This window comes from Mycobacterium sp. UM_11 (assembly GCF_001414075.1).
Taxonomy (GTDB): domain Bacteria; phylum Actinomycetota; class Actinomycetes; order Mycobacteriales; family Mycobacteriaceae; genus Mycobacterium.
On sequence record NZ_LATC01000133.1, the window covers coordinates 1 to 10,916 of the forward strand.

General features: G+C 70.1%; 14 protein-coding genes. 8 read left to right on the forward strand and 6 right to left on the reverse strand.

Going from position 1 to position 10,916, the window contains the following annotated elements; genetic code table 11:
- Both WU80_RS22430 and WU80_RS22435 read right to left on the reverse strand, forming a co-directional pair.
- Nucleotides 1–631: mycofactocin-coupled SDR family oxidoreductase (locus WU80_RS22430; RefSeq protein ID WP_055405849.1), on the reverse strand; the 631-nt coding region annotated here is incomplete at its 3' end.
- Nucleotides 628–942 (reverse strand): putative quinol monooxygenase, encoded by a 315-nt coding sequence (locus tag WU80_RS22435; RefSeq protein ID WP_055405301.1) that lies wholly within the window; start codon nt 940–942, stop codon nt 628–630. The genes WU80_RS22430 and WU80_RS22435, both read right to left, overlap by 4 nt.
- Before the next feature lie 177 nt (nt 943–1,119).
- On the opposite strand from WU80_RS22435, the gene WU80_RS22440 reads away from it, so the two are divergent.
- Complete coding sequence (locus tag WU80_RS22440; RefSeq protein ID WP_082459987.1) at nt 1,120–3,594, forward strand: DNA translocase FtsK; 2,475 nt, start codon at nt 1,120–1,122, stop codon at nt 3,592–3,594.
- 88 nt (nt 3,595–3,682) lie between these two features.
- Here the strand turns inward: WU80_RS22440 and WU80_RS22445 are convergent, their stop codons facing one another.
- Complete coding sequence (locus WU80_RS22445; protein ID WP_197281328.1) at nt 3,683–4,198, reverse strand: amino-acid N-acetyltransferase; 516 nt, start codon at nt 4,196–4,198, stop codon at nt 3,683–3,685.
- Nucleotides 4,199–4,254: 56 nt separating this feature from the next.
- Here WU80_RS22445 and pgsA point away from each other — a divergent pair, with 56 nt between their 5' ends.
- The 4 genes from pgsA (at nt 4,255) to WU80_RS22465 (ending at nt 7,075) form a co-directional block, all read left to right on the forward strand.
- Complete coding sequence (pgsA, locus tag WU80_RS22450; RefSeq protein WP_055405299.1) at nt 4,255–4,854, forward strand: CDP-diacylglycerol--glycerol-3-phosphate 3-phosphatidyltransferase; 600 nt, start codon at nt 4,255–4,257, stop codon at nt 4,852–4,854.
- Nucleotides 4,855–4,969: 115 nt separating this feature from the next.
- Nucleotides 4,970–5,311, forward strand: a complete 342-nt coding sequence (gene clgR, locus WU80_RS22455; RefSeq protein WP_055405298.1) for a transcriptional regulator ClgR — start codon at nt 4,970–4,972, stop codon at nt 5,309–5,311.
- Between the two features lie 117 nt (nt 5,312–5,428).
- Nucleotides 5,429–6,256: a phage shock protein PspA gene (pspA, locus tag WU80_RS22460; RefSeq protein WP_055405297.1), complete on the forward strand. Its 828-nt coding sequence runs from the start codon at nt 5,429–5,431 to the stop codon at nt 6,254–6,256.
- 9 nt (nt 6,257–6,265) lie between these two features.
- A complete protein-coding gene (locus WU80_RS22465; protein WP_055405296.1) occupies nt 6,266–7,075 on the forward strand; it encodes a hypothetical protein in 810 nt (269 codons plus the stop codon).
- Nucleotide 7,076: 1 nt separating this feature from the next.
- Here the strand turns inward: WU80_RS22465 and WU80_RS22470 are convergent, their stop codons facing one another.
- Entirely contained in the window at nt 7,077–7,508 is a 432-nt protein-coding gene (locus WU80_RS22470) for a limonene-1,2-epoxide hydrolase family protein (protein ID WP_055405295.1), read from the reverse strand.
- A gap of 53 nt (nt 7,509–7,561) precedes the next feature.
- Between WU80_RS22470 and WU80_RS22475 the strand changes: the two genes are divergently transcribed.
- The 3 genes from WU80_RS22475 to WU80_RS22485 are packed head-to-tail and all read left to right on the forward strand — an operon-like array spanning nt 7,562 to nt 9,249.
- Nucleotides 7,562–8,728 (forward strand): glycosyltransferase, encoded by a 1,167-nt coding sequence (locus WU80_RS22475; protein ID WP_055405294.1) that lies wholly within the window; start codon nt 7,562–7,564, stop codon nt 8,726–8,728.
- Nucleotides 8,729–8,747: 19 nt separating this feature from the next.
- Nucleotides 8,748–9,011 (forward strand): hypothetical protein, encoded by a 264-nt coding sequence (locus tag WU80_RS22480; RefSeq protein ID WP_055405293.1) that lies wholly within the window; start codon nt 8,748–8,750, stop codon nt 9,009–9,011.
- Between the two features lie 43 nt (nt 9,012–9,054).
- Nucleotides 9,055–9,249 (forward strand): DUF3046 domain-containing protein, encoded by a 195-nt coding sequence (locus tag WU80_RS22485; protein WP_055405292.1) that lies wholly within the window; start codon nt 9,055–9,057, stop codon nt 9,247–9,249.
- Between the two features lie 9 nt (nt 9,250–9,258).
- Here WU80_RS22485 and WU80_RS22490 read toward each other — a convergent pair whose 3' ends face one another.
- Nucleotides 9,259–9,876, reverse strand: a complete 618-nt coding sequence (locus WU80_RS22490) for a flavodoxin family protein (RefSeq protein ID WP_055405291.1) — start codon at nt 9,874–9,876, stop codon at nt 9,259–9,261.
- A gap of 39 nt (nt 9,877–9,915) precedes the next feature.
- Entirely contained in the window at nt 9,916–10,575 is a 660-nt protein-coding gene (locus WU80_RS22495; RefSeq protein WP_055405290.1) for a (2Fe-2S)-binding protein, read from the reverse strand.
- Nucleotides 10,576–10,916: the final 341 nt, after the last annotated feature.

The following is a 10,916-nucleotide window of genomic DNA, read 5'->3' on the forward strand; positions in this document are numbered from 1 at the left end:
GATGTGTATAAGAGACAGTCTCGACACCGGACGGATGTATCGAGTTCACCCGAATATACTGCGTCGCAAGCAGATTCGCGTACACCCGCATCAGGCCCACCACGCCATGCTTGGCGGCGGCATAACCGACGGAACCGGCGTCCGGGCTGCCCACGCCGGCCAGGCCGGCGCTCGAACTGATCAGCACGATCGACCCGCCGGTGCCTTGGGCGACCATGGTCGGGATGGCAACCTTGATGGTGTAGTAGACGCCGGTGAGGTTGACGTCGATGACGTCGCGCCAGCCGTCGTCGCCGGATTGCATCGGGGCGATGCCGGCGTTGGCGACGACGATGTCGAGCCGGCCGAATTCGTCCAGGCCCGCCTGCAGGGCGGCCGACAGCGATGCCCGGTCGCGGACGTCGCCTCGGGCGGCGACGATGCGCGCGCCGGTGTCCTCGACCAACTTGACGGTTTGCGCCAGGTCTTCCTCGGTGGCCAGCGGGTAGGGGACGCTGGCGATCTGATCGCACAGGTCGACCCCGATGATGTCCGCGCCGTCGGAGGCCAGCCGCACCGCGTGCGCGCGACCCTGGCCGCGCGCCGCGCCGGTGATGAAGGCGACCTTGCCCTCGAGTGGCCGCCCCATCAGGACCGGATCTGGCCCTTGTCCGGATCGCCCGCGGGCACCGGCTGCAGCATCTTGATGTCCGGCGCCCCGGCCAGGTGGTCGCCGGCCGCGGTGAACATCTTGGTGACGGCGGGCGCGGTGCTGTGCGCCTTGAGCGCCTCGGGGTCGGCCCACTGCTCCACGAAGACGAAGGTCTCGCCCGATTGGTGCAACGAGTACAACTGGCAGCCCGGTTCGTTGTGCACTTCCTCCACCGCCTGCGTGAGGATGTCACGGACGGTGTCGACCGATTCGGGTTTGACGGTCAAGGTGGCAACGACGACGACGGGCATGCTGGGGCCTCCTGCGGCTAAGGGGTGGGTGACGCGCACGGCTTTGTTACCTCGGTCACCGGTTGTCCACCCTACTCAGGCGACCCCGTGGCCCACCGGTCAGATGGGTCACAACCCCCAATCGTTACCAGTGTGGCGGGTGGTGCAGATGATGTCGATGCGACTACCCTGGCCGACATGGCTAACAAGACCGCCACCCGCTCCAAAGCTCGAACGAGCAGGTCAAAGGCCAATTCGCGAAGCGGGTCGGGTCGCGCGCGGCCGGCGGCCCCCCGCAAGCGGCCGAGCAGGCCCGCCAAGCGGCGTCAGCATTCGCTAGTGGTGGCCGCCGGGCTGACCGGCGGCCGCGCCCTGCGCGCCACCTGGCTGATGGCCGCCCGCAGCACCGGAGGGGCGGCCCGGTCGATCGGGCGGGCCCGCGACATCGACCCTGGGCACCGCCGCGACGGGATCGCGCTGATGCTGCTGGGCCTGTCCGTCGTGGTCGCGGCGAGCTCCTGGTTCAGCGCCGCCCGGCCGGTCGGCGCCTGGGTGGACACGCTGTTGCGCACCTTCGTCGGCGCGGGCGTCCTGGCGCTCCCGGTCGTGACCGCCGCGGTGGCGGTGGCGTTGATGCGCACCCAGCCCAACCCCGACGCGCGCCCCAGGCTGATCCTGGGCGCCACCCTGATCGCGCTGTCCGTGCTGGGCCTGCGCCACCTGTGGTCCGGCTCGCCCGAGGACCCGGAGGCGCGCCGCCGCGCGGCGGGATTCATCGGCTTCGCCATCGGCGGCCCGCTGTCGGACGGGCTGACGGCCTGGATCGCGGCGCCGCTGTTGTTCATCGGCTTCATGTTCGGCCTGCTGTTGCTCACCGGGACCACCATCCGGGAGGTGCCCGACGCGATCCGCGCCATGGTCGGCGCCCGGCTGCCCGGCGACGGCTACGACGAGTACGACGACTACGACGAGTACGCGGATTCCGATGCGGCCGAAGGCTTCTACGACGAAAGCGCGCTTCCCGACGACGGGCCGCAGGCCTGGCCGACGGCGGACCCGGCCCCGGCCCTGCGTGACAACGAGGACGACATTCCCACCACGCCGGAGCCGGCCATCGGGAAGAGCCGGCGCCGCGAGAAGAAGAAGACCGAGGTGCTGGACCGGGTCGTCGAGGGGCCTTACACCCTGCCGTCGATGGGCCTGCTGATCGCCGGCGACCCGCCCAAGAAGCGCAGCGCCGCCAACAACGTCATGGCCGAGGCCATCGGCGAGGTGCTCACCCAGTTCAAGGTCGACGCGGCGGTCACCGGCTGCACCCGCGGGCCGACGGTCACCCGCTACGAGGTCGAGCTGGGGCCGGGCGTGAAGGTGGAGAAGATCACCGCGCTGCAGAAGAACATCGCCTACGCGGTGGCCACCGAGAGCGTCCGGATGCTGGCCCCGATCCCCGGCAAGTCCGCCGTCGGCATCGAGGTGCCCAACACCGACCGGGAGATGGTGCGCCTGGCCGACGTGCTCACCGCGCCGTCGACCCGGCGCGACCACCACCCGCTGGTGATCGGGCTGGGCAAGGACATCGAGGGCGACTTCATCTCGGCCAACCTGGCCAAGATGCCGCACCTGCTGGTCGCCGGCTCCACCGGTTCGGGTAAGTCCAGCTTCGTCAACTCCATGCTGGTGTCGCTGCTGACCCGGGCCACCCCGGAGGAGGTCAGGATGATCCTGATCGACCCGAAGATGGTGGAACTCACGCCGTACGAGGGCATTCCGCACCTGATCACCCCGATCATCACCCAACCGAAGAAGGCGGCGGCCGCGCTCGCGTGGCTGGTCGAGGAGATGGAGCAGCGCTACCAGGACATGCAGGCCTCCCGGGTCCGCCACATCGACGACTTCAACGAGAAGGTCCGCTCGGGCGCCATCACCGCGCCGCTGGGCAGCCAGCGCGAATACCGGCCCTACCCGTACGTGGTGGCGATCGTCGATGAGCTGGCCGACCTGATGATGACCGCGCCGCGGGACGTCGAGGACGCCATCGTGCGGATCACCCAGAAGGCGCGCGCGGCGGGCATCCACCTGGTGCTGGCCACCCAGCGCCCGTCGGTGGACGTGGTCACCGGGCTGATCAAGACCAACGTGCCGTCCCGGCTGGCGTTCGCCACGTCGTCGCTCACCGACAGCCGGGTGATCCTGGACCAGGCCGGCGCGGAGAAGCTGATCGGCATGGGTGACGGCCTTTTCCTGCCGATGGGCGCGAGCAAGCCGCTGCGCCTGCAGGGCGCCTACATCACCGACGAGGAGATCCAGGCCGTTGTCGGGGCCTGCAAAGTGCAGGCCGAGCCCGAGTACACCGAGGGCGTCACCACGGCCAAGCCGACCGGCGAACGCACCGACGTCGACCCCGACATCGGCGACGACATGGACGTGTTCCTGCAGGCGGTCGAGCTGGTGGTGTCCAGCCAGTTCGGCTCGACCTCGATGCTGCAGCGCAAGCTGCGCGTCGGCTTCGCCAAGGCCGGCCGGCTGATGGACCTGATGGAGACCCGCGGCATCGTCGGGCCCAGCGAGGGATCCAAGGCGCGCGAGGTGCTGGTCAAGCCCGACGAGCTGGCCGGCACGCTGGCCCTGATCCGCGGCGGCGCCGACGCCGACGGCGGCGATCCGGACGAGTAGCGGGCGGTCGCCCGGTCGCCGAACGTGAACTCAGGGCGGGATTTGGGCGGATTTTTCGCCCTCAGTTCACGTTCGGCGGTCAGCTGAGTCAAAGCACCAACAGCATCCGGGAGTTGCCCAGGATGTTGGGCTTGACGTAGCTCAGGTCCAGGAACTCGGCGACACCGATGTCGTAGGAGCGGCACATCTCCTCGAACACCTCGGCGGTGACCGGCGTGCCCTCGATCTCGGTGAAGCCGTGCTTGCCGAAGAACTCCGTCTCGAAGGTCAGCACGAACAGCCGCTTCAGCTGCAGTTCGCGCGCGACCTCGAGCAGCCGGTCGACGATCGCGTGGCCGATGCCGTGGCCGGTCATCGCCGGGTCCACGGCGACCGTGCGGACCTCGCCCAGGTCGGACCACATCACGTGCAGCGCGCCGCACCCGACGACCTTGCCCTCGCATTCGGCCACCCAGAATTCCTGGACGGCCTCGTACAGCGTCACCAGGTTCTTCTCGAGCAGGATCTTTCCCGCATACGTGTCGACGAGTTGCTTGATCGCGGGGACATCGGACGTTCGCGCGCGGCGCACCACCGGTCGGTAGTCATGCGAACTTTCGGTCACGGCTAACAGTATCGACATCGGGGACGGGTGCGCTGGTCACCGGTTATTCTGTTGCGGTGTCGGGGCAGCCGCAAACGGGTCCGCTTACGGGGCCGCCGGCCCGCGCTCATATCGCAAACCTCGCCAACACCCTGACGTTGCTGCGCCTGGTGCTGGTCCCGATCTTCCTGCTCGCACTGTTCGCCAAGGACGGTCACGAGATCGCCTTCCGGATCGTGGCTTTCGCGATTTTCGCGATCGCGTGCATCACCGACCGGCTGGACGGCCTGTTGGCCCGCAACTACGGCATGGCAACCGAATTCGGCGCGTTCGTCGACCCGATCGCGGACAAGACGCTGGTCGGATCGGCGCTGATCGGGCTCTCGATGCTCGGCGACCTGCCCTGGTGGGTCACGGTGCTGATCCTGGCCCGCGAGTTCGGGGTGACCGTGCTGCGGCTGGCCGTGATCCGCCGTGGGGTCATCCCCGCCAGCTGGGGCGGCAAGGTCAAGACCGTCGTCCAGGTGGTGGCGATCGGCTTGTTCATCCTGCCGCTGACCGGGCCGCTGCGGGTCACGGCCGCGGTGGTGATGGGGGCGGCCATCCTGCTGACCGTCGTCACCGGCATCGACTACGTCGTCTCGACCGTGCGGGAAATACGCCGGACCGCCGACTGAATCTCGGCCGCCGAACGGGAACCAAGACCGCAGCGCCGGCGTTTCACGTAATGAGCGCCTGCCGAACGCGGCCGATCACGTGCCGGGCGGGCTGACTGGACGAAGGAGGGCAGAAATGCCGCCATTGGTGCGCGAGGTCATCGGCGACGTGCTGCGCGAGGCCCGGATGACGCAGGGCCGCACGCTGCGCGAGGTGTCCGATTCGGCGCGGGTGAGCCTCGGGTATCTGTCCGAGGTGGAGCGCGGCCGCAAGGAGCCGTCCAGCGAGCTGCTCAACGCGATCTGCGAGGCGCTGCAGGTGCCGCTCTCGTCGGTGCTCACCGACGCCGGCGAGCGGATGGCAGGCGTCGAACGCGCTCACGAACACGCCGTGCCCGCTGACGGGCTGCGCGGCCCCAGCATCGACGTCGACACCAAGGTCGTCATCCCGCCGGTCGCCTCCCTGGCGATCGCCTGAGCGCGAGGATCCGGCGTTAGGGGTGGGGCGACGGGCGTCGACCCACTAAATTGAGCGACAAGCGACGGCCCATCCAGGGGCCGTCCGGCCCACAAGAAGCGAAGGCGGAGCTCACTCATGGCCAATCCGTTCGTCAAAGCGTGGAAGTACCTCATGGCGCTGTTCAACGCGAAGATCGACGAGCACGCCGACCCCAAAGTGCAGATTCAGCAGGCCATCGAGGAAGCGCAACGCACGCATCAGGCGCTGACTCAGCAGGCGGCCCAGGTGATCGGCAACCAGCGCCAGCTGGAAATGCGGCTCAACCGGCAGCTCGCGGACATCGAAAAGCTTCAGGTCAACGTGCGTCAGGCCCTCACGCTGGCCGACCAGGCCACCGCCTCAGGTGACGCCGCCAAGGCCGCCGAGTACAACAACGCCGCCGAGGCGTTCGCGGCCCAGTTGGTGACCGCCGAGCAGAGCGTCGAGGACCTCAAGACGCTGCACGATCAGGCGCTGAGCGCGGCTGCCCAGGCCAAGAAGGCGGTCGAGCAGAACGCGATGGTGCTGCAGCAGAAGATCGCCGAGCGCACGAAGCTGCTCAGCCAGCTCGAGCAGGCCAAGATGCAGGAGCAGGTGAGCGCCTCGCTGCGGTCGATGAGCGAGATCGCCGCGCCCGGCAACGTGCCCAGCCTCGACGAGGTGCGCGACAAGATCGAGCGCCGCTACGCCAACGCGGTCGGCGCGGCGGAGCTCGCGCAGGGTTCGGTGCAGGGCCGGATGCTCGAGGTCGAGCAGGCCGGGGTGCAGATGGCCGGCCACTCCCGGCTCGAGCAGATCCGCGCCTCGATGCGCGGCGAAGCGCTGCCGACCGGTGGCACGCCCGCCGCCGGGGCGACCCCGGCGACCCCCGCTCCCGCCGAGACCACCGGGGGCGCGGTCACCGAGAAACCCTTTGGCCAGTAACGCGGTGTCGTGTCGGTGAGCGGGACGCAGCGCGGGCTCTGGCGCTCGCTGCTGGGGCGCGGGTTGGCCACCGCCGCCGACCTGTCCGACCTGGTGGCCCAGAAGATCAGCGCCGCAACGGATCCGCGTGCGCGGCTGCTGCGGCGGCAGCGCCGCGCGCTGCGGTGGGGCCTGATATTCGCCGCCGGTTGCGTGTTCTGGGCGGCGGTGACGATACTGCTGGCGGCGTGGGGTTGGTTTGCGCTCCTGCTGGAGATCACCGGCGCCGTCGCGGTCGTGATGGCGATCCCCGCGACGCTGTTGCTGCTGCGCTACCGGTGGCTGCGCGCCGAGCCGTTGCCCACGCCACGCCCGACGAACGTGCGCCGGCTGCCGCCGCCCGGCTCGGCGGCGCGGCCCGCGATGTACGCGCTGGGCGCCTCCGAACGCGGGTTCCTGTCGCTGTTGAACGTGATCGAACGGGGCTCGATGCTGCCGATCGCGGAAATCCGCGACCTGACCGCGGCGGCCAACAAGAGCTCGGCGGCCATGGCGGCCACCGCCGCGGAGGTGGTGTCGATGGAGCGGGCGGCCCAGTCCAGCGAATCATCGCGGTCCTACCTGGTGCCCACCATCAACGCGTTCACCGCGCAGCTGAGCGCCGGCGTCCGCCAGTACAACGAGATGGTCACCGCCGCAGCGCAATTGGTGTCCTCGGCCAACGGCGATCAGTTCGCCGCGTCGCAGCGCTACCGCGCCGAGCTGACCGGAGCCACCGACCGCCTGGTCGGCTGGGCGCAGGCGTTCGACGAACTCGGCGGCTTGCGCGGCGCCAGCTAGCCTAGAACGTCGCTTTGAGCGACGGCAGCACCACCGCCGCCAGGCCGCGAACGGTGGCCTTCAACATGTCGAAGAAGTCGAAGTAGTCGCGCCACAACGTGATTCGCCCGTCCTGAACTTCGAACACGCCGCAAACCCAGAACTGCAGCCGGACCGGGCCGAAGATCAGGGCGTCGGTGCGCTCGGTGAGCACCGCCCCGCCGTCGGCGGCGATGCGGTGGATCTTCACCTCGAAGGCGGCCCGGCCGTCCATCTGGCGAAACAGCTTCATCGCTCTGGCGCGGCCGTGAATGGTCGGCAACCCCACGTTCTCGTAGACGAGGTTGTCGGCCAGTGCCGCATCGGCGGTGTCGTAATCCGCGTCCTGCAGGGCGTTCAGGAAACCCTCGACCGTGCGGGTGTTCGCGACGCCTGTCCCAGTCAGCTCGGTCATGAGTGCCAGCGTAGGCGAGCGTCGCGGCCGCGCGCTGTGGCAGGGTAAGGCCGATGCGCGTCGCCGTGGTCGCCGGGCCGGATCCCGGGCACTCGTTTCCGGCGATTGCGCTGTGCCAACGCTTCGCCGAAGCCGGCGACGAGCCCACGCTTTTCACCGGCGCCGAGTGGGTCGACACCGCCCGCGCCGCCGGCATCGGTGCCACCCAGCTGGACGGTCTGGTCGCCACCGACGACGACGTCGACGCCGGGGCCCGGATCCACCGGCGGGCCGCGCGGATGGCCGTCCTCAACGTGCCGGCGCTGCGCGAGCTGGCGCCCGACCTGGTGGTGTCCGACGTCATCACCGCCGGCGGCGGGATGGCCGCCGAGCTCTTGGGCATCCCGTGGATCGAGCTGAACCCGCACCCGCTGTACCTGCCCTCCAAGGGATTGCCGCCGATCGGCAGCGGACTGGCGCCGGGCACCGGCATCCGCGGCCGGCTGCGCGACGCGACCATGCGCGCGCTCACCGCGCGGTCGTGGCGCGCGGGCCTGCGCCAGCGCGCGGCCGTGCGGGTCGAAATCGGATTGCCGGCCCGCGACCCGGGGCCGCTGCGACGGCTGATCGCCACCCTGCCCGCCCTCGAGGTGCCGCGGCCGGACTGGCCGGCCGAGGCCGTGTTGGTGGGCCCGCTGCACTTCGAACCGACCGATCGCGTGCTGGACATCCCTGCGGGCTCGGGACCCGTCGTGGTGGTGGCGCCGTCGACCGCGTTGACCGGCACCGAGGGGCTGGCCGAGGTCGCGCTGGCGCAGCTGCGGCCGGGGGAGACGCTGCCGGCCGGGTCCCGGCTGGTGGTTTCCCGGCTGGGCGGGGCGGAGCTGCGGGTGCCGCCGTGGGCGGTGGTCGGGCTGGGCAGCCAGGCCGAGCTGTTGACCCACGCCGACCTGGTGATCTGCGGCGGCGGGCACGGGATGGTGGCCAAGACGTTGCTGGCGGGGGTGCCGCTGGTGGCGGTGCCCGGCGGTGGTGATCAGTGGGAGATGGCCAACCGGGTGGTCCGCCAGGGCAGCGGACGGCTGATCCGGCCGTTCACAGCCGAGGCGTTGGTGGCCGCGGTGAACGAGGTGCTGTCGTCGCCCCGTTATCGGGCCGCCGCCCAGGCGGCGGCCGCTAGCATCGCCGGCGTGGCCGATCCGGTGCGGGTGTGCCACGAGGCGTTGGCGATGGCGGGATGACAGGGGGAGGGCAACGGCAATGAGGACGATCGCCGCCGGCGGCCTGCTGCTCGCCCTGATGTTCGGCGCGGGCGTCGCGCACGCCGATGCCGGCGACGAGCAGCAGGCGTGCCAGCTGATGGACGACCCGGCGGCCGCCGAGCAGGGTTTGGCTCCGGTCGAATACGCCTTCATGCAGTTGCGCTCGCGGATGTCGGCGCAGCGCGCGCGGACCATCATGTCCGAGGCCGTCCAGGACTACTGCCCCAACCACCTGGTCGACCTGCCGGCGAGCTGGCGGTGACGCGCGCGGTGTCCGATCGCCGTCCGGTGGGTATCTTGCTGGCGTGCGGCTAACGGAATTCAACGAGCGGGTCGTCCTGCGATTCGGCGCGGCGTACGGCTCTTCGGTGCTGGCGGATCATGTGCTGACCGTGTTCGACGGCCGCACCGCCGCCCAGGCGATCGAGGACGGGGTCGAACCCCGTGACGTGTGGCGGGCCCTGTGCGTCGACTTCGACGTGCCGCGCGAACAGTGGTGAGTTCGCGGCTTATTCGTAGGGCGGGTATTCGTGCTGCCGCAGTAGCTTCGCCAGGTGCACGGCGTTGCGGGCCGCCGTTTCGGTCGTGGCGGCCACCGCCTCCGGAACGTCGTCCAGGTCGTTGAAGTTGGTCCCCTGCATCGCCTCGCCGTTCCAGTAGGTGCAGCCCTGCGCGGGTATCGAGAACCCGATGTCGTTGAGCGCCTGAAACAGGTCGGCGACGATCTTGTGGGCGCCGTCCTCGTTTCCCACGACCGCCGCCAGGGCCACTTTGCCCACCATCCGGGGCCGTCCGGCGTCGTCCTTGTCGGAGATCGCCGCGTCGAGGCGCTCCAGGACGCGCTGCGCGACGCTTGACATGTGGCCGACCCAGGTGGGCGTCGACAGCACGACGATGTCGGCCGCCGTGATCTTCTCCAGCAGCGCCGGCCACTCGTCGCCCGGGCCCATGTCGGCTTCCACGCCGGGCAGCAGCGCCAGGTCCACGCAGCGCACCTTCTCGCCGTCCACGCCCGCGCGGCGCAGTTGGGCGAGCACCTGATCGGCGATCAGCTCGCTGCTCGACGGCTCCGGGCTCTTCTTCAACGAGCAGGTCAGGGCGAGGGCGCGCAGGGAATCTGTGGACATGACGACCGATTACCCCTGCGCGACAAGGGCAAACGACGGCTAGCCCGGTGACGTTTCGAACACGCAATCACCGCAGACCGCTCGCCCGGGCAGGCGGTAGAAGAGGCAGCAACTGCGGCGTTTGAAGCCCAGGTCCGCGCCGGTGACGACGCCCGACCCGGCCAGCACGCCCATGCCCAACAGCGCCCGGGTCGTCTCGGCGATCCGCGGGCCGAGGTCGGGCCGCGCCGCCAGCAGCGCCCGGGCGGCCCCGGTGAGCGCGGACGCGATGTTGCCCGCGAGCAGGGCGGGCGCCAGCCCCACCCGCAGGCCGGCGGCGAGCGGTTGCAGGTGGTCGCGCACGACCACCCGGTACAGCGCGTCGGGGGAGGCGGCCGGGATCCCCACGGGCGCGGGCAAGCGCAGCGGCGCCCCGTCGTCGGCGCGTTGCAGGGCGCCCAGGTCCGGGACGACACCGTGGCCGACAGCGCAGGCCAGCACGGGTGACCACAGCCGGCTGGCGTGGCCGAGATGAACCAGCGAGGCGGCGACCCGCAGGTCCGTCGTGTGATAGCGCCAGGCGGTGGCGTCGACCAGGTCGGTGAAGCCGTCGGCGTAGGACTGCCCGACCGGGTGCCATCCGGCCGCCGCGCCACCCACGGTCAACGCGAAAAACCCTCCGTAGGAAGCGATTTCGGCCAACTCGGCGGAGATGTCCATGTGTGCGCCTCGTGAGGGGGGATCCGCCCCGGTTGTCGTGAGCAAGCGCCCGACGGTGGGGGCTCCCGGGTGCGGCGTCCCGGATGTGCACCGTCGGCCCTATCGGGGGCAGATGTTGCCACACGCGATTACCGGGGTTCGGCGTGTCCGCTTGAATCGAACAAGTGTTCGTCTACTGTGGGAAACGTTCGGTGAGTCAACTTGTCGGTGGCCTTCTCTACTGTCACGGCCAACCGACCGACACCGGTCACCGAACACAACGAACCATAGGAGAGGCACCATGGCGCAAGCCCCCGACCGCGAGAAGGCTCTCGACCTGGCGATGGCCTGTCTCTTATACA